Origin of the sequence: Nonomuraea sp. NPDC050790 (genome assembly GCF_044456745.1) — a bacterium.
In the GTDB taxonomy this organism is placed as follows: domain Bacteria; phylum Actinomycetota; class Actinomycetes; order Streptosporangiales; family Streptosporangiaceae; genus Nonomuraea.
Map to the genome: position 1 here is coordinate 393,520 of NZ_JBITGF010000005.1, position 18,739 is coordinate 412,258.

Consider the following 18,739-nt stretch of genomic DNA (forward strand, 5'->3'; position numbering starts at 1 on the left):
TCAGCCGAGCCCGGCCCGCGCGGCCTCCAGTTCGTAGACGTCGTCGATCTTCGTCGCCAGGTCCATGGCCGTGCGGAAATGCTTCCTGGCCTGTTCCCGGTCTCCCACCAGCGAGTAGGTGCGCCCCAGCCCGTTGTGCACCTTGCACTCGGTCAGACGCCTTCTCAGCTGCTGGGCATGGGCCAGAGCCTCCTGCAGCGACTGGAATGCCTCGCCGTACAGGCCCTGCCGTCCCCTGACCTCGCCGAGGTGGCACAGCGCAAGGGCCTCGACAACGCGGTCGCCCAGTTCGCGGGCGATGCTCAGGGCCAGCGTGACACTCTCGAGGGCCGCACCGACCTTCCCCACGCCCAGATAGGCCGTGCAGACATCGAGCAGTCCGTGCGCCTCGTCATGCTGCCTGCCCTGTTCCCGTAGCGCCTTGAGCGAGGGGTGCAGACAATCCAGCGCCTCCTGCATCCTGCCCAGACGTACATAGATCTGCCCTTTGAGATAGACGGTGGCGATCTCACCGGGTTCGTGGTCGAACGCCCGGTACAACTCCTGCGCGAGCGCGTTGGCCTCAAGGGACTCCGTGAGCTGTCCCGTGCGAAACAGTCCGAACGCTACGTAGAACTGCGCTTCCGCCTGCATGCGAATGTCGTCCGTCGCCACGGCCAGTTCAACCGCCATGCGCTGGTAGTCCAGGAACTCACCGTAGCGGTCCGCCTCCATCAAGCCATGTGCCAACGTGGTAAGGATCCTGGTCTCGCCGTTGAGATCGCCCGCCTGACGTGCCGCTTCCAAGGCGCTCTGGTGGGAGGCGATCCAGTCGTCCACCTGGCCGGCCAGGTAGAAGTGATACGCCGTGACGTAGGCCAGTTGCCAGGCGAGGACGGGCGAACCATGGTGCGCGGCGTACGCGATGATCGCCACGGTATTGCGGTGTTCGTTGTTCAGCCAGGCCATGGCGCTGTCTCGGTCGGCGAAATCCTGTGGTCCGCCCGGCGGCGGCTTGACGTCAGGCCACAGCAGGCGCACATCGGGATCGACGTGGGTCATCGCCGAACGCGCGGTGTGAGCGTGCCATCCGAGCAACCGCGCCATCGCCTCAGCTCCCAGATCGACGTCGCCGGAAAGCTCACGGGCGTACTCCCGGATGAGATCGTGCATGCTCACCCGATGAGACTCGGAACTGTGGACCAGGTGAGCGCGCACGAGAACCGAGACGGCCTCGCGCGTGTCGTCCGAACTCTGACCCGTCATGGCCGCGAGGGCATCGAGGCTGATGTCCGGGCCAGGGTGAAGGCCCGCGGCGCGGAACACCGACCTCGCCGTGACCGGCAGGGTCTGATACGACAACGCGAACGTGGACCGAACTCCCGAGTGGGGATCCTCCTCGAACTCAAGCGCTGCCAGCCGGCTGCCCGCACGCAGGCGTCCCACGAGATCGGCGACCGGCTCCCGGGTGTCACGTAGGCGCGCGGCGGCCAGCCGTAGCGCGAGCGGCAGGTATCCGCACAGGGCCGCCAACTCCCTGATCGACTCATCACTCTGCCCGTCCTCGCGCAAGAAGGCGCGCAGCAGCGACTCGGCCTCCTCCGGCTGAAGGACGTCCAGGACGACCAGGTCGACGTCATGGGTGGCGGCCAGCCCGCGTAGGGAGCTTCTGCTGGTGATGACCGCCCGGCATGACGACGAACCTGGAAGCAACGGCCGCACCTGATCGGCGGTGGCGGCGTTGTCGAGGAGGACGAGCACGTTCTTGCCCGCGAGTATCGATCGGTACAAGGCCGACCGTTCATCCGTGTCGAGCGGCATCTCCTCGACTTCCACCCCGAGTCCCCGCAGGAGCTGACGGAGCGCCTCCCCCGAGGTGACGGTGGCGTTGTGGGAGTAACCGTGGAGGTTCACGTAAAGCTGGCCGTCGGGGAACCGATCAGCACGCAGATGGCCCCAGTGAGTGGCCAGGGCGGTCTTCCCGACGCCTCCCGCTCCGGCTATGGCCGAGATCACCAACGGTCTGCCGCGGTCCTCGGACAACAGGGTGTCGAGCGCTGCCAGGCTCTCCTCGCGGCCGGTGAAACGGACGACATCGACCGGAAGTTGCCGTGGTACGACTTTCGGGGGCGACGGCCGTACCTGAGCCGGCTCCCGGGCGCCTGCCTTCATCAGCTCGGGATCCGCCGCGAGGATTCCGTGATGGATCCGCGCCAGTTCTTCACCTGGCTCGATGCCGAGCTCGTCGCGCAGGTAGCGCCGCGCCAGCCGGTACTCCTCCAGTGCGTCCGCGCGACGGCCCTCACGGTACAAGGCCAGCATGAGCTGTCCGCGGAAGCGCTCGCGCAGCGGAGCGGAGACGACGAGTTGCCGAAGCTCGCCGATGAGGTCGGCCTGCCGCCCAAGAGCCAGGTCCACCTCGATGCGGTCGGTCAGGGCCGCCAGTCGCATTTCCTCCAGCGCATAACCGTGCTCGATCTGGAAATCCATGCGTGTTCCGGTCAGAGCGGGACCTCGCCACAGGTCGAGCGCGGTACGCAGCCGCTCGGCGGCCGCCGGTAAGTCGTTCGCGGCCCGGGCGTCGTGAGCGGCGGCGACTTCGGCGCCGAAGACTCCGAGGTCGGAGCCTCGTGCCGGGACCTTCATCGTGTATCCGCCGGAACTGGTGGAGATGCCCTCCTCGTCGGAGAGAAGGCGGCGTACCGACCAGACGTGGTTGTGCAGTGCCCGCCGCCCAGAGGCGGGCGGCGTGTCTCCCCACAGAGCGCGGAGCAATTCGTCGTGTGAGACCGCCTGGTTCGCTCGGAGCACGAGGTGTGCGACAAGCGTCCGTTGCTTCTCACCGACGATCGATACCGCCATTCCACCGCGCCAGATCTCGACCGGCCCCAAGATGCGGAACTTCACCCATCCCCCTGACTCCGTGAGATTCCCCCGCCAGCTTCCCATCATGATTCGCGTCCGCCTTCAGTGCCCGAGCACGAATCGGACCGGCAACCATGATCACGACATTCCCGAGAGAAAATCAAGAGCACGCTCATCCATGCTCAGCTGGTTACCCCTGGTCGAGCCGCTTTCGGTTGCCTTGGCGGCCGGACGCTCGCATGACATGGATGGAGCAACGAATGACCCCTCAGCCCCCGATTTCCCGAGGCGGTCAACGCCGCTTATCGGGAGATCGACCGTTGGCTTCGCCTGAGCCTGCGGCTCTTCGGCGCCAACGTGGAAACGGCTACACGGGATGGGTGGCGGCCGCGGTCACCACCGTGCTGGCCGCCTCTCTTCTCGTCGCCTTACCCGCGGACGCCGACCCCCTCAAACCGGCCACGACGGCCCCGCTCCCCTCAGCGACCGCCTTCCCCCGGCCTGCCGATCCAGACGCGGCGCTCCGGGCGGCGGTGGCCGAGGCCAAGCGGCTGGGCCAGATCATCCCGGTGGAGTCCGCTTACACCGAGCAGTCACGTACGTGGGCCTATCCGGACGGTCATCTGACCACGCAGTCGTACGGCGGTCCCACCCAGCTGAAGCAGGCGGACGGGACCTGGGGCCAGATCGACACCACCCTCGTGGAGCAGAACGGAGTCCTGGCGCCCAAACTCGCCAAAGCGGACGTGTCGTTCTCCCTCGGTGGTGGCGCCCCGTTCGCGTCGATGGAACGGGCCAGGGGCCAGCGTCTTGCCCTGACCTGGCCAACAGAACTTCCACGACCGGAGGTAACCGGCAACGTCGCCCGCTACGTCGACGGAGCCGGAGCGGGCGCGGACCTTGTCGTCACCGCTCTGCCCACCGGGTTCCGGCACGACGTGGTCCTGCGCGAACGCCCTCAGGGCCCGGTCGAGTTTCGGATTCCCGTGGCCACCGACAAGCTCAAGCTCGGCCTGACCAAGAACGACGGGTTGAAGCTGACCGACGACAAGGGCAAGACGGTGCTGTCGGCACCGGCGCCCATGATGTGGGACGCCAACACCGATGATGTGAAGGCGAAGGGGCCGGACCGGCTGGCACCGGTCGACATCTCGGTCCGCAAGCAGGACGGCGGCTCGGTCCTGGTGCTCAAGCCGGACGCCGCGTGGCTGGCCGACCCAGCCACCCGCTACCCCGTCACGATCGATCCCACGACCACCCTGGGAATCACCCAGGAGACCGGCGTCCAGTCCCCGAGCTACCAGATCTCGCCCGGCAAGGTGGGACGCTCGCACCACAAGACGTGCACGGGCACCGGTTGTACCCCTGTCTTCCTGGAGCAGGCGTCCCGCTGGCTGATGGCCTTCGACACCGCACCGATCACCGGCCGGCAGGTCGTCAAGTCGACCATGCAGCTGATGCTGCGCTCGGACGTCACCAACTGCAGCGAGTTCCAGGGCGTCACCGCCCAGCGCGTCACCGAGGCGTGGGTGGCCGACGACACTTTCTGGAGCGATCAACCGGCCTCCACCACGGAGGGCCGCGCGTCGGTCGACCCGTGCGCCCTGCCGGGAACCACCGGGGCGGTCTGGAGTTGGAATCTGACCGAGATGACCAGCATGTGGGCATCCGGTACACCCAACCACGGACTGGTCATGAGGCTCGCCCAAGAGACTCCGACCCCGCAGTACTACAGCGAGGACTTCCTCTTCTGGCCGCAGATGTTCAACCAGAACGTGCCCAAGCTGAGCGTGGACTGGGTGCTGCCGCCCGAGATCCCGACCGTGACCGCCGAGTCCATCGACTCCATGGACGGCAACGACGCCATCGCCCGCAGCACCAACGTCAAGGTCACCTACAAGTCCAGCGTGCCCGAGGCCACCAAGCTGAACTACACCGTCACGGTCAACGACTCGACCATGGCTCCGCCGGCGGCCCAGCTTCCGGCGGGCGAGGCGGCGTACTGGAAGCTGGATGAGACCTCAGGCAGCACCGCGGCCGACTCCTCCGGCAAGAACGTGCCCGCGACGCTGTCCGGCTCCTACACACGGGGCCCCGGCCCCCTGGGCAACGCCGTGACCTTCACCGGTGGCGCCTATGCCGCCACCAGCAAGCCGGCGATCAACACGAACCAGAGCTTCACCGCGGCCGCCTGGGTGCGCCTGAACAGCAGCGCCGACATGCAGACCGTGTTCTCGCAGATGGGCGTCAACCAGCCTGGCTTCACGCTGTCGTACCAAACCTCACAGGCGCCCGAGTACGACCAGCGCTGGGTGATGTCAATGGTCACCGAGGACGTTCCCAACATCATCCGTGAGACGCTCATCCAGTCCAAGGACCTCGCCAAGATCCGCGAATGGACACACGTCGTCGCCCAATACGACGCCACAGCCCACAAGATCCGCCTGTTCGTCGACGGCGCCCAGGTCGGTGAGCGCGACCACACCCCGAACTGGAATGCCCGTGGCGCGTTCGAGATCGGCCGCGACCGCGGCCTCGGGGGCCCTTTGGACGGCTCCGTCGACGATGTCCACGTGTACCAGCGTGCGCTGACGGCCGCCGAGATCCGCACCCTGGTCGGAGTACCCGGCACCACCACGCACAACAACATCCCGTCGGGCCAGGTGCTGGACAAGACCTTCACCCTGGACAACCCGGCCAGCTTCAAGTTCGTCGTCAAGGCCTGCCGCGCCGGCGTCACCCCGCCCTCGTGCAACGAGAGCCCGGCCTACCGCATCACCAGCGACGCACCCGTACTGCCGAGCGACACCCAGACCGGTATGTCCGACCCGACCCAGCCGATTCTGTCCGGCATGGTCAACCGGCCTTCCGGCGGACTCGTTACGGCGAAGTACTACCTGTACGACAACGCGGGTGCACCCGTCGGCACCAGCCCACTGGGGACGCGCACAGTCTCCGGCGGCGAACGGGCCTCCCTCCAAGTACCGACCAACACCGTCCAGCCAGGCACCACCTACAAGTGGCAGATGGTCGCGTGCGCCGTCGGCCAACAGGGCGGAGGCGGCACTGACCCCGGCCCCACGCCAACTCCGGCTCCGACGCCTACCCCAACACCCACGCCCACCCCGACGCCCACAGTCACACGCCTCGAGGCTGAAACCGCTCAATTGAGAGGGTTCAGTACGATGGTGAACCCGCCGGCGGGCGTGTCGGGCAGTGCGGTTTCCAGCAGGGCGAGTGGCAAGAGCGTGACGTGGACCGTCAACAGTGACGTGGCCGCCCGTCACGACCTGCGCTTCCGCTACGTCAGCCCGGACGCCACCGCGTTCTTCGCGCTGGTCATCAACGGCATCGAGGCCACACAGGCCTTCAGCCAGTCCACTGGCTGGGCTGATCACAACACCACGGCTAGCCTCAAGCAGGGCTCGAACACCATCGCGATCAAGCTCTCCGCGACGTTCCCCCAGGCACTCGTCGGGCTGGACTTCCTTGAAACGAAGCCCATCCAGGACGACAACAGCCGTGCGGCTTCCCCTCGCGATGCCAAGGCATCCGGTACCACCGCGACCTCCCAGGCCGTTGAGGAAGTTTGTACCTCCAAGACGGCGCCTGTCTCCTTCACCACCCCGGGGACACCTCCGCCGCCTCCGGTGGAGAACGTCAAGAATCTCACGCTCGCCAAAGACAGCTTCGTCATCAAGAACGCCAAGACAGATCCCACCGCCTGTGGCGGGAATCCGTGCACCGTCACCGACGACACCGTCATGCGCATCGGTGGCGCCGGCGCCGACAAGACCGCTGCGGTCATCGGTTTCAAGCTCGACGAGCTTCCCGAGGGTGCAGGTATTTCGGAAGGCGTACTCAAGCTTGGCAGCCCGGTTTGCCCGGCGGGTACTTGCCCGGCGGACGCCGTCGTCACGGTGACCCCGCTCAAGAACCCGGTCACCGGCGAGAGCAAGGGCTCAGATCTGGCGGGCGACGCGGTCACCACCGGCAACTTCTCCCTCCCGATCGCCGCCCCGAAGGCGGACATCTCCGACGACGCCTTCCGGTGGCTATTGCTCACGTCCAACAAGGACGAGGTCATCACCTTTGGTGACGCCGCGGCGACCGAGCAAGCGTCGCTGGCGCTCACCTACATCCCGGCCGGACCGCCCGGAAAGGTCCTCAACCTCCGCGCGACGGCCGGCGATGCAAGCGCTGTCGTCAGTTGGGGGCTACCTGAAACGAACGGCAGCATCGCAACCCTCGACGGCTACGACGTCGAAACCACCGACAGCACCGGCACCGTCATCAAGACACTTGAAGTAAAGGACCCTTACGCCGCCATCAGCGGCCTGGCCAACGGACAGGCCCACACGATCAAGGTGCGTGCCAAGACCGCGTACGGACAGAGCGATTGGGAGGCGACCAGCGTTACTCCGAAGATCGTGCCGCCGCCACCAGCCAACGACGGGAGCCAACCCTGCGTTCCCTTCCTGGACGGCGAGCAGCCACAAGCCAAGGCTGCCACCACCGAGGAGTCCGGCGCCCAGACCTACACCGATCGTGTGAAGGCGTACTACCAGGCCCAGGATGCCGTGCTCGAAGGTCGCGCGGCGACGATCTGGAATGTGCCCGGGGTGGGTCCTCGGGACCCGAGTACGGCCAAGCTGTCCCTGCTGAACGGGCCACTGGTGCAGCAGGACGCCAGCATGGACCAGGCCCAGGAGACACGTAGCGACTCCAGCGTCACGCTCGACAACGTCGTGGTCCAGCCCGGTGCACGCGGGTCAGTACATGTCGTCGCCAAGGTCACTCGATCCTGGACTCAAACTTCTCCCGGAAGTGACACGAAGCGGTCCGGAGCAAGCACCCAGGGTGTCGTGCACCCGATCGAATCGACCATATCGATTCACGTGTTCGACCGCTGCGGCAACATGACTGAGATTCAAGTCCCGATGCCCAAATATCAGGACCCCACGGACGGCTACGACCGCTGCGGCGGATTTGTCGACCCAGACGGCACAGAACGCCGCGTATGTGAATCAACCGACGGTGGAAGTGGTGGCGGCGGCGCAGGGCCCGTGGGGACGCAAGGATGGGACGCGCTGAGAGTCTGCGCAAGCGGCGCATGCAGGTCCGACATCTTTGGCTGGAATTATCTAACCAAGGGTCTGGCATTCGAGGCAGGTGGCGTCGTCCGATGGCAGTATGAGGTCGCGCAGCCAGGATTTCCACTCAGCGTGAGAGAGTGGAGTGTCTATGCCGAGGCCAAACCGTCCGGGTCATTCGGCAAAAGCAAGGTCGATAAACTAATCCTGGATAATCTCCAAATCAAGGTCGAGACTGGGTTGACGCTTAAGGCGTCGATTTTCTCGCCATCCGTCTCCTGGCCTCCAGGTGTAAGCGTCGGGCAGAGCGAAGAAACGGGAACGCTCTCTTATGAAGCACACCCCAAGGTCAAGAGACTTTTCCCAGAGAAGTTCAGGGCGTTCTCCTTGACGTGTGGGAGCGCATTCTGCACCGGATTCAGCGGGATCAAGCACTCGGTAAGGGGGATACTGAACCTGCTTGCACAATGTAAGGGCAGTTCTCCAAAGCCGTCAGACTGCATCAGTGCTCCGAAGACCATTTCGGTCAACGAGCGCGGCGGGAAGTTCTGGTGGGCGCCCACGACGTGGCCCCACGCATACGACGACAGAATTCGAGGGTGAAAGCCAATCTCGTGTGAGGCGACACGGCAGGCGTAGGACCGCCCGATTCGTTCGCCGCTAGATGAGGCCGGCCGAGGGACACCCCACGGCCGGCCTTGTCGCACCATCCCAAGAGGAGGGGTACTCATGAAGCCGCGTCGAATCGCTCGCCGCGCCGCCTTGACGATTACTACACTCATCATACTCGTCGAGGTTGTCCATCTCTTTGTAGACAGCCCTGGGCGATTTCACGAGATTTACGGCGGTGCTGTCCAGATCGCATACCCAGAACATTATATTGTTGACTCAGATGCCAACTTCAGCCTGATCACAACGACGCTTACATTTTGGGCCGACAGCTATGGGCCATCAACCAGTGGCTACCTCAACGGTTCGGTCAGGATGAGTGCGTTCAGATCGCTCAGCATATCTCCGCTTCCGGACACCAAAATGACAGCTGTGCTTCGGAGCTTTCGTGGCGGCCAAGGCACAGAGGTGAGCACCAAGCATCAGGCCAGGGCCGAACTCTCCAAATTACCCGACAACGCTTTCGCGACCGCGGTAGTCGAACTGGCCACCCCCATGGACGAGCGTGAGATGGAGGTCGCCTTAGCAGGCTACGTTGATACGCGAACAGATACCGTTTACCTGTTCCTCTCCGGACTCGAGCCAGGAATGAGGAAGCCTGTCTTCTGGCGATCCTGCGCAATCTATCGGTCAGAGTGTGCGAACAGATCCAGTCTGGACCTCTATCGCCGCTGGGTTTCGCGGCTCTCCTGGTTCGATGGAATCGGCCTCACACAAATGGGACTGAACGCCGAGCGGCTGCGCCAGGCCGCCCGGGAGGGGCGCATCTACGGTCTACTCACGTACGGATACCCCAAGAAGCGACTACTCGAGATGCTGGACCTGCGGGCCGTACGCGCAATACACGTTGCCGAGACGCGCACCATCGGCTGACCGTCCCATGGCGACCGGGTGTGGTCACACTGGCATCCAGCGAGCGGGCCACCCTTCATACCGAAAGATGGCCTGCTTGCCGTGCGTGAACCCTCTACGCCAGGGCCGGTTCCCTTGCGGGGGGCTTGGCGGTGGGGGTTTCGTCGTTGTCTAGGGGCTGGGGTGGGGCGTTGAAGATCGACTCGTCGAGGCGGTTCTCCGAGCGGGCCACCAGTACCGGGACTACCGCTTGACCTGCGACGTTGGTGGCGGTGCGGATCATGTCCAGGATGGGGTCGATCGCGAGGAGGAGGCCCACTCCTTCCAGGGGGAGGCCCAGGGTGCTCAGGGTCAGGGTCAGCATGACGATCGCGCCTGTCAGGCCTGCTGTGGCGGCGGAGCCTACTACTGAGACGAAGGCGATCAGCAGGTAGTCGCCGATGCCCAGCGGGACGTTGAAGACCTGGGCTACGAAGATGGCGGCCAGGGCGGGGTAGACGGAGGCGCAGCCGTCCATCTTGGTGGTGGCGCCGAAGGGGACGGCGAAGGAGGCGTAGTCGCGGTCGACGCCGTTGCGCTCGATCGTCACGCGCTGGGTCAGGGGCAGGGTGCCGACGGAGGAGCGGGAGACGAAGGCGAGTTCGATCGCGGGCCAGGCGTTGCGGTAGAACTTCAGCGGGCTGACCTTGCCGAAGACCGCCAGCAGCGTCGGGTAGATCGCGAGCAGGACGATGAAGCAGCCGATGTAGACGCCGGCTGAGAACTTCGCGAGCGGGGCCAGCAGGTCCCAGCCGTAGGTGGCTACGGCCTTGCCGATCAGGCCGGCCGTGCCGATCGGGGCCAGGCGGATTACCCACCACAGGGCCTTTTGGACCAGTTCGAGGACTGAGCGGCTCAGGTTCAGGAACGGCTCGGCCTTGTCGCCGATCGCCAGGGCCGCGGCGCCCAGGACGACACCCAGGAAGACGATCTGGAGGACGTTGAGCTCGGTGAAGGCGGTGACGATGTTGGTGGGGATGATGCCGGTGACGAAGTCCAGCCAGGTGCCGGCGCCCTCGGTGTCCACGGGCTTCGCGGTGCTGGTGTCGAGGGTGACGCCCTGGCCGGGGTTGATGAGGAGGCCCAGGCCGATGGCGAAGGCGACCGAGATGAACGCCGTGGCCAGGAACCAGAACAGAGTCTTCGAGGCCAGTCGGGCGGCGCCGTTGACGTTGCGGAGGTTGGCCACGCTGACCAGCACGGCGGTGAACACCAGCGGCGGCACGGCCAGCTTCAGCAACTGGACGAAGATCTTGCCGACTTGGGTCAGGGTCTCTGCGAGCCAGGAGACGTCCCAAATCTTGGCGACGAATCCGAGGGCGACGCCGGCTACCAGGCCGGCGAGCAGTTGCAGGGAAAAGCTGAATCTCTTCACGTGAGGAAGGCTCCGGAGATGACGGCATGCCTGAGCACACCGGTAAGGAGAAAAGGGGTGAGTGGCGATCTAGCGCGTCATGGCGCGATCAGCGACAGCTCGTCCCCGTCACGCGGCACAGGTCGATGTGCAGCCGCTCGACGAGCCACACGTTGACTACCGAATACCTCACGAAGGGTCACAACATAGCCCTTATGTCCTGGTATTCCCGGTTGTCGTTGTGATCTGGACCACCCTCCTGTACGGCTCCGCCCACGGACCCCCGCCCGCCGCCCCAACTCGCCGCCGCAGCCGATGCTCCCCGCCGCACTCCGGCTGGGCGCCGTCACAGCGATCCGTAGACTGGCCGCCGTGGCCCACGCCGGGCGCCGTACCGGTGCGCCGAACGCCGCCGCACCCCCTCCGTCCGTGCGGCGCACGAAAACCCTCGGGGCAAGCCCCGAACCCCTCAGGACAAGCCCCAGCCAAGGGGCCCAGGGGCTCAGGGGCCAAGGGGCCAAGGGGCCAAGGGGCCAAGGGGCCGTCAGTTGACCTGAACGCCTCGGGGGACCAGAGGCCCTCGGAGGGATTGGGCCGTCGGGGTGGTCGGGGGTCGGGGTCGGGGGCCTGGGGCCTTGGGGGCCTGGGCCGTCGGGAGACCAGGGGGCCGCGGGAGACCCAGGGCCCACGACGAGCCGGGGACCGAGGGCGGAGCCGTAGTGGCCGAGGCGGTGGGGCGAGGTGGCCAGCGGAGGCGTGATGGCCGGGACGGAGGCGTGATGGCCGGGACGGAGGCGTGATGGCCGGGACGGAGGCGTGATGGCCGCGCCGGAGGCGTGATGGCCGGGGCGGAGGTGTGCGGGCACCCAAGGGCGGAGGGAGCCCCTGGGTGGGGGGCGGGTGTCGGGGTCAGGCGGCCAGGGTCTTGATGGTTTCCAGGAGGCGGAGCCGCTCCTCGTGCGTGTTGGCCAGGGGCGTCACGTTCAACGTGGTCACCCCCGACTCCTTGAGCGCCTGGATCCGGTCGCGGACGAACCCCTCCGACCCGATCAACGACATCTTCTCCAGCAGCTCCTGCGGCACCAAAGCCGCCGCCTCCGCCTTCTTCCCCTCCAGGTAGAGGTCCTGGATCTGCTCGGCCTCCTTCTCGTACCCGTACCGCCGGGCCAGCTCGTTGTAGAAGTTGCGCCCCTTGGCCCCCATCCCCCCGATGTACAGGGCAGCCATCCCCCGCCCAAGCTCCAGCAACCCCTGAACGTCGTCGCCGATGGCCAGGGCGGCCTGCGCGATGGTGTCCAGCGGGCCGAGGGACGGGTCGCGCCGAGCGGCCCCGGCGGCCAGCGAAGGTCCCCAGACCTCGCTCGCCTTCTCCGGCACGTAGAAGATCGGCTCCCAGCCTTCGGCCACCTCGGCGGTCAGCTCCACGTTCTTGGGGCCGATGGCCGCGACCACGATCGGGATGCGCGGCCGTACCGGATGGTTGATGATCTTGAGGGCCTTGCCGAGCCCGGTGCCCTGCTCGGGCGGGAGCGGCAGCGTGTAGTGCTTGCCGGAGTAGGTGAGCCGCTCGCGGCGCCAGACCTGGCGGCAGATGTCGATGACCTCGCGGGTACGGCCCAGCGGCGCGGTGTAGGGGACGCCGTGGAAGCCCTCGATCACCTGTGGGCCCGAGGCGCCGAGGCCCAGGGTGAAGCGGCCGTCGGAGACGTAGTCGAGCCCGGCGGCGGTCATCGCGAGCAGGGTCGGGGTGCGGGAGTAGATCGGCAGGATGCCGGAGGCGATCTCCAGCCGCTCGGTCTTGGCGGCGATGTAGCCCATCTGGCTGACGGCGTCGAAGCTGTAGGCCTCGGCGACGAAGACGATGTCGAGCCCGGCCCGCTCGTAGTCGGCCAGCTCCGCGACCGTCTCCTTGAAGCCGCCTGAGTAGTTGAGCGCCATACCGATCCGCATGCCGGACTCCCTCGAACCGAGCAGTAACCGAACTATATTCGGCACCAGGTTAGCCTGTCCGCGCCGCGGGCCCATACCGGCTAGCCTGGGGCAGGTGCTGAGTCGGGTCGTCATCGTCGTGTCCGCCCTGGTCGCCGTGGCCTTGGCGGGTCATCAGCTCTTTCCGGTCATGGGTGGGTTCACCCCCATCTGGGAGAGCATGCTGCCCTGGGTGGGGCTCACGGTGCCGGTGCTGCTGCTGGGCGCCGCGCTGTCGCGGTCGAAGGGGGCCGCGGTCGCGGCGCTGGTCCCGGGGCTGGTGTGGGCGCTGATGTTCGGCTCCACCGTGCTGAGATCGCCGCCCGGCGGCGCCAGCGACCTCAAGGTGGCCACCGTCAACGTCGGCGTCACCAACGACGCCTCCGGCGAGGCCATGCGCAAGATCGCCGAGGGGCTCGACCTGGTCGCGGCCCAGGAACTCACCCCGGGCGGACCGGCGGCCAAGCAGCTCGACCGGATGTTCCCGCACAAGTACCCGGTCGGCACGGTCGGGCTCTGGAGCCGCTACCCCCTCAGCAAGCAGCAGAAGCTCGACGTGGGCATGGGCTGGCCGAGGGCGCTGCGCGCGGTGGCCGACACCCCGAAGGGCAAGGTCACCGTCTACGTGATGCACCTGGCCTCGGCGCGGCCCGGCCACACCGCCTTCCGCGACAAGTCGCTGGCCCACGCGCGCGCCCTGGTGGACAAGGACGACAGCAAGCGCATCCTGCTCATGGGCGACCTCAACACCGCCACCACCGACCGCGGTATGTCCGGGCTGACGCCGCCGCTGCGGGACGCGCAGCGCGAGGCGGGCGACGGGTTCGGGTTCACCTGGCCGTCGTCGTTCCCGATCACCCGGCCCGACCACATCCTGTACAAGGGGATGACGGCCACCAAGGCGGGCGTCGCACCGGCCGTCGGCAGCGACCACCGGGCGGCCCTGGCCTCGTTGCGGCTGAGCTAGGGGCCTTTCAGGAGTTCCAGGTCCTCCGGCGTGTCGATGTCGGCCGGGCTGCCCAGCCCGTCGCACGGCACGTCGGTGATCAGTTCCGGATACGCCTTCAGGAACGGCCTGGCCCCCACGTCCCCCACGGCCAGCCCTGCCACCTCGGCGAAGTGGGCACGGGCGAACAGCACCGGGTTGCGCCGGGCGCCGCCGTACGTGGCGACCGCGACCTCGCCCCCGCTGGCGATCAGCGCGGCCACGGCGTCGGGCGTCACGAACGGCTGGTCCACCAGCGCCACGACGACGGCGGCGGCGTCCGGCGGCAGCGCGGCCAGCCCGACGCGCAGCGAGGAGCCCATGCCCGTGCGCCAGTCGGGGTTGCGCACCACGACGGCGCCGCGCACCGGCACGGTCGCCGCGCCGAGCACCACGACGACGGGATGGCAGCCGCCGGACTCCAGCAGCCGCACGCCGCGATCGACCAGCCGCTCGCCCTCGTACTCCACCAGCGCCTTGGGCGTGCCCAGCCGCGCCCCGCGTCCGGCCGCGAGCAGCAGCCCGGCCACGTCAGATCGCTTCATTCCGCTCTTCTGCCCATCCGTGGATGCGTCCACGCGTCTGGCCGAGCGGCCGTCCGGAACCGCCCCACCGAAGCTGGATGAGCTCGGCGGCGATGGAGACCGCCGTCTCCTCCGGAGTGCGCGCGCCCAGGTCGAGGCCGATGGGCGAGCGCAGCCGTCCCAGCTCCTCTGCGGTGAGCCCGGCCTCGCGCAGCCGTTCCAGCCGGTCCTCGTGGGTACGGCGCGAGCCCATCGCGCCCACGTAACCGGCGTCGGTGCGAAGAGCCAGCTCCAGCAGCGGCACGTCGAACTTGGGGTCGTGGGTCAGCACGGCGATGACCGTGCGCTCGTCCACCTTCTGCGTGGCCAGGTAGTCGTGCGGCCACTTGACCACGACCTCGTCGGCCTCGGGGAAGCGCTTGGGGGTGGCGAACACCGGGCGGGCGTCGCAGACGGTGACGTGGTAGCCGAGGAACTTGCCGACGCGGGCGACGGCGGCGGCGAAGTCGATGGCGCCGAAGACCAGCATGCGCGGCGGCGGCGCGAAGGAGTGCACGAACACCGACAGGTCGTCCAGGCGGCGCTCGCCGTGGCCGCCGTAGTGCCGGATGCCGGTCAGGCCCTGGGCCAGCATGCCGCGGGCGTCGTCGTCGACCGCCTGGTCGAGGCGCTCCAGGCCCAGGCTGCCCGCGGTGCGGTCGGGCCAGATCACCCGGCGGGCGCCCATCCGGCCGGGGCCGCCGACGATGGTGGCGACGGCGACGGGTTCGTGGGCGCGTACCGACGCGTCGATGTCGCCGAGCTCGGGGAAGGTCTCGATGGAGACCGGCTCGACGAGGATGTCGATGATGCCGCCGCAGGTGAGACCGACCGCGAAGGCGTCGTCGTCGCTCACGCCGTAGCGCTGCAGGACGGGGGCCTCGGCCGCGGCGGCCAGCTCGAACACCGCGCCCTCGACGCAGCCGCCGGAGACGCTGCCGACGACCTCGTCCCCGCGCACCGCCATCACCGCGCCGGGCGGCCGGGGCGCGCTGCTGAACGTGCTCACCACCGTCGCCAGCCCGAACCTGAGCCCCGAGCGCCACCACCGCATGATCTCCGGGAGCACCTCACGCATGGCCGAGCCTTTCGCTGAGCGCCTCGAACGCCGCCAGGCTGTGCCCGGCCACGAGGTCGTCGATGTACGGCAACGCCGCCCGCATCCCACCGGTGAGCGGCTCGTAGCCTTCATACCCCTTGTGCGGGTTGACCCAGATCACCCGGTACGCCTGCCGGGCCAGCCTGGCCATCTGGGAACCGAGCAGTGCGGGATCGCCGCGTTCCCACCCGTCGGAGGCGATGACCACGACCGCCCCCCGCGCGTCATGATTTTTCAGGAAACGCCGGAGCTCCTCCCCCAGCCTGGTGCCCCCGCTCCAGTCCGGTATGACCCGCGACACCTCGTTCAGCGCGGTCCCCGGGTCACGGTGGCGCAGTTCGGCGGTGAGGTGCGTCAGCCGCGTCCCGATCGAGAACACCCTGGTCGCCCGGGGTTCCCCGCGCACCAGCGCGTGGGCGTAACGCAGCAGCGTCTCCGCGTACGGCGACATCGACCCGCTCACGTCGACCAGCAGCACCACCTTGCGCGGCCGCGTCGTGTGCGCCTTCCTGCGCAGCCGCGCCACCTCGCCCTTGCGCAGCGCCTCGCGGATCGTGCGCCGCTGGTCGAGCACCCCGCGGTGGGCGGGCTGGTGGCGGCGCGAGCGGCGGCGGGCCCGCCGCTCGCGCAGCATCGCCAGCATCCGGTGGACCTCGGCGCGTTCCGCCTCGGTCATCCTGGCCACGTCGCGCCGGCGCAGGATCTCGATGCGGCTGGCCGTTCCGGGGGCCGCGTCGGCGTCCTGCGCCGCGCCGTCCTCGCCCGTCTCGGCCGCCGCCACGTGCCGCGTGACCACCCGGTCCGCGCTACGGCCGGCCGCCCGCAGCCCCCCGAAGTAGGCGGCGAAACACCGGTCGTAACGGGGCAGGTCATCAGGTGCGGCGCAGAGCGTCAGCCGCCCGGCCCAGTACACCTGCGCGGGCTCGGCCACGTCGAGGTGGTCCAGCGCGAGCAGCAGGTTGCGGGTGCGCTCGTGGTCGGCCGCCACCCCGGCCGCGCGCAGCGTCCTGGCGAACCCGGTCATCGTCGCGGCCAGCTCATCCATGGCGCAGCAGCCCGTTCGCGAGCACGGACTCGACGTCCTCCCGGTACTTCAGCGCCGCCCCCAGCGTGGCCGCCGCCAGGTCCGGGTCGAGCTCGCGGGCACCGAGCGTCAGCAGCGCCTCGGTCCAGTCAAGGGTCTCGGCCACGCCGGGCGGCTTGATCAGCTCGGCGGCCCGCAGCCGCTCCGCCGCCCCCGCCACCTGTACGGCCAGCGTCTGCGTGCACCCGGGCAGCCTGCGCAGCAGGATCGCCACCTCACGGTCGAAGCCGGGATGCTCCAGCCAGTGGTACAGGCAGCGCCGCTTCAGCGCGTCGTGCACCTCCCTGGTCCGGTTGGAGGTGACGACCACCACCGGCGGCGTGGCCGCCTTGATCGTGCCCAGCTCCGGGATGGAGATCGTGAAGTCCGACAGCACCTCCAGCAGGAACGCCTCGAACTCGTCGTCGGCCCGGTCGATCTCGTCCACCAGCAGCACGCTGGGCTGCGTCTCGACCGCCTTCAGCAGGGGCCGGGCGATGAGGAAGCGCCGGTCGTAGATCTCGCTCTCCAGCCTGGCCACGTCGGTGACCCCGGCCACCTCGGCCGCCTTGAGGTGCAGGAGCTGGCGGGCGAAGTCCCAGTCGTAGAGCGCCTGGGCGGCGTCGAGGCCCTCGTAGCACTGCAGCCTGATGAGCGGCGCCTTGAGCAGGTCGGCCAGCGTCTTGGCCAGCTCGGTCTTGCCGACCCCCGCCTCCCCCTCCAGGAACAGCGGCCGGCCCATCCGCAGCGCCAGGAACGTCGCCGTCGCCAGCCCTTGGTCGGCCAGGTAGGAGTACCGGTCCAGCAGCTCGATCAGCTTGTCCGGTGACTCGATGTCCGCTGCCCTGATGGTCCGCCTCAGCACGCCTTCAGGCTACGCCGACATTGCGGTAGTGGGTCGTCAGGCGCCCCTCGTCGAGCACGTGGAAGGCCAGGGACGGCGGCTGGTCCAGGTCCACGAGGCCCCGCGCGTGCTCCCACGGCAGGCGGAGCGTGGAGACGACGCCGGGCGCGACGAGCAGGGGCCGGCCGGCGAACGTGGTGGCCGCCGGGGTGTGGGCGTGCCCGGCCAGCAGGGCGGCGACCTGGGGGTGGCGGTCCAGGAGCCGGGCCAGGCGCTGCTCGCCGTACTGCCTGATGCCGTCGATGAACGGCACGTGCAGCAGCGTGGGCGGGTGGTGGAAGGCGACCAGGGCCGTGCGCTCCCCCGCCTGGCCGAGGACCTCCTCCAGCCACCGGAGCGTCTCGTCCTCCAGCAGGCCCTCGTCCTTGCCGGGGACGGAGGAGTCGCAGGCCGCCACGACGAAGCCGGCGCCGTGGTGCGCCTGGTTGACCGGGCCCGGCGCGGCCGCGCCGCCGAGAAGGTGCCGGCGGAAGGCGGACCGGTCGTCGTGGTTGCCCGGGCAGACCAGCACCGGGTGGCGCGAGGCGAGCAGTTCCCTGGCCCGCTCGTACTCCTCCGGCAGGCCGTGGTCGGCGATGTCACCGGTGACCAGGACCAGGTCGAGGTCGTGGGGCAGGTCGTTCAGGTAGTCCATGACGGCGCGGGTGCGCTCGGCGCTGCGCGGACCGGCGTCGATGTGGACGTCGCTGAGGTGCGCGATCACGTTCATGTCCGTGGAGCGTAGCCCCTGGCCGGCGGGCCCCCAAGGTCCACTTCCGCGGAAAACCCGGCGCCCACGTGCGCGGCGGGTCAGTCCTCGCGGGCCTCGCCGCGGCTGCGGATCAGGGCCTTGAGCTCGGCGGTGGCCTGCTTGGCGCGGGCTTTCTCCGAGCCCTGGATGCCCATGGCGCCGACGGTGCGGCCGTCGGAGAAGTCGATCTTGGGCCAGGGGTCGCCGACCATCAGGGTGACGTCGAGGACCTCCGGCCAGCTGTAGCGGTGGGTGCGCAGGGCGTTGACCAGCGTGACGCCCTCCTCGTCCGCCTCCACGCGGACGCGCCCGAGCAGGTGCAGGACGTACGCCACCGCGCAGCCGAACAGCACGATGGCGATCCGGTCGGCGAGCTGGAACGGCTGGGCGATGAACACCGCCATCACCACGGCGCCGGCGAGGATGACCACGGCGAAGGCGTACGGGACGATCCTGCCGCGGCGCGGACGGAAGGTCACGGGCAGCGGCGGTGGGCTGACGGGCTCGGGCACGCAGGAAACTTACCGCACGCCGGGGTCGGTCCGGCCGCCGGACGGGGCCGGACCCGCCGGCCGG

13 protein-coding genes are annotated in these 18,739 nt (G+C 68.4%); 3 read left to right on the forward strand and 10 right to left on the reverse strand.

The annotated features are described in order from the left end of the window. On the reverse strand, positions 1-2,886 hold the full coding sequence (locus ACIBEJ_RS27065) for a BTAD domain-containing putative transcriptional regulator (RefSeq protein ID WP_397185623.1): 2,886 nt from the start codon (positions 2,884-2,886) through the stop codon (positions 1-3). A gap of 338 nt (positions 2,887-3,224) precedes the next feature. Between ACIBEJ_RS27065 and ACIBEJ_RS27070 the strand changes: the two genes are divergently transcribed. Both ACIBEJ_RS27070 and ACIBEJ_RS27075 read left to right on the forward strand, forming a co-directional pair. Next, positions 3,225-8,540 (forward strand): LamG-like jellyroll fold domain-containing protein, encoded by a 5,316-nt coding sequence (locus ACIBEJ_RS27070; protein ID WP_397185624.1) that lies wholly within the window; start codon positions 3,225-3,227, stop codon positions 8,538-8,540. A gap of 126 nt (positions 8,541-8,666) precedes the next feature. Continuing rightward, positions 8,667-9,479 carry a hypothetical protein gene (locus tag ACIBEJ_RS27075; protein WP_397185625.1) on the forward strand — a complete coding sequence of 271 codons (813 nt, stop codon included), beginning with the start codon at positions 8,667-8,669 and terminating at the stop codon, positions 9,477-9,479. A 94-nt stretch (positions 9,480-9,573) separates the two neighbouring features. On the opposite strand, the gene ACIBEJ_RS27080 is transcribed toward ACIBEJ_RS27075, so the two are convergent. From ACIBEJ_RS27080 to ACIBEJ_RS27090, 3 genes are all read right to left on the reverse strand, one after another. After that, on the reverse strand, positions 9,574-10,872 hold the full coding sequence (locus tag ACIBEJ_RS27080; protein WP_397185626.1) for a dicarboxylate/amino acid:cation symporter: 1,299 nt from the start codon (positions 10,870-10,872) through the stop codon (positions 9,574-9,576). Between the two features lie 88 nt (positions 10,873-10,960). Continuing rightward, on the reverse strand, positions 10,961-11,044 hold the full coding sequence (locus tag ACIBEJ_RS27085) for a putative leader peptide (RefSeq protein ID WP_397186097.1): 84 nt from the start codon (positions 11,042-11,044) through the stop codon (positions 10,961-10,963). 716 nt (positions 11,045-11,760) lie between these two features. Continuing rightward, positions 11,761-12,801: an LLM class F420-dependent oxidoreductase gene (locus ACIBEJ_RS27090; protein WP_397185627.1), complete on the reverse strand. Its 1,041-nt coding sequence runs from the start codon at positions 12,799-12,801 to the stop codon at positions 11,761-11,763. 94 nt (positions 12,802-12,895) lie between these two features. Between ACIBEJ_RS27090 and ACIBEJ_RS27095 the strand changes: the two genes are divergently transcribed. Then, a complete protein-coding gene (locus ACIBEJ_RS27095; protein ID WP_397185628.1) occupies positions 12,896-13,786 on the forward strand; it encodes an endonuclease/exonuclease/phosphatase family protein in 891 nt (296 codons plus the stop codon). Here ACIBEJ_RS27095 and ACIBEJ_RS27100 read toward each other — a convergent pair. The 6 genes from ACIBEJ_RS27100 to ACIBEJ_RS27125 all read right to left on the reverse strand — a co-directional run bounded on the left by ACIBEJ_RS27100 (position 13,783) and on the right by ACIBEJ_RS27125 (position 18,675). After that, positions 13,783-14,349: an NTP transferase domain-containing protein gene (locus ACIBEJ_RS27100; RefSeq protein ID WP_397185629.1), complete on the reverse strand. Its 567-nt coding sequence runs from the start codon at positions 14,347-14,349 to the stop codon at positions 13,783-13,785. The genes ACIBEJ_RS27095 and ACIBEJ_RS27100 overlap by 4 nt on opposite strands. Then, positions 14,336-15,445: an XdhC family protein gene (locus ACIBEJ_RS27105; protein ID WP_397185630.1), complete on the reverse strand. Its 1,110-nt coding sequence runs from the start codon at positions 15,443-15,445 to the stop codon at positions 14,336-14,338. The genes ACIBEJ_RS27100 and ACIBEJ_RS27105 overlap by 14 nt, the downstream gene beginning before the upstream one ends. Next, positions 15,438-16,511 carry a VWA domain-containing protein gene (locus ACIBEJ_RS27110; protein ID WP_397185631.1) on the reverse strand — a complete coding sequence of 358 codons (1,074 nt, stop codon included), beginning with the start codon at positions 16,509-16,511 and terminating at the stop codon, positions 15,438-15,440. The genes ACIBEJ_RS27105 and ACIBEJ_RS27110 overlap by 8 nt, the downstream gene beginning before the upstream one ends. Beyond that, the gene (locus ACIBEJ_RS27115; RefSeq protein ID WP_397185632.1) at positions 16,504-17,394 is read right to left on the reverse strand and encodes an AAA family ATPase; all 891 of its coding nucleotides are present in this window, start codon (positions 17,392-17,394) and stop codon (positions 16,504-16,506) included. Before ACIBEJ_RS27115 ends, ACIBEJ_RS27110 begins: the two co-directional genes overlap by 8 nt. A gap of 4 nt (positions 17,395-17,398) precedes the next feature. Beyond that, on the reverse strand, positions 17,399-18,142 hold the full coding sequence (locus ACIBEJ_RS27120; protein WP_397185633.1) for a phosphodiesterase: 744 nt from the start codon (positions 18,140-18,142) through the stop codon (positions 17,399-17,401). Positions 18,143-18,222: 80 nt separating this feature from the next. After that, entirely contained in the window at positions 18,223-18,675 is a 453-nt protein-coding gene (locus tag ACIBEJ_RS27125; RefSeq protein WP_397185634.1) for a PH domain-containing protein, read from the reverse strand. Positions 18,676-18,739: the final 64 nt, after the last annotated feature.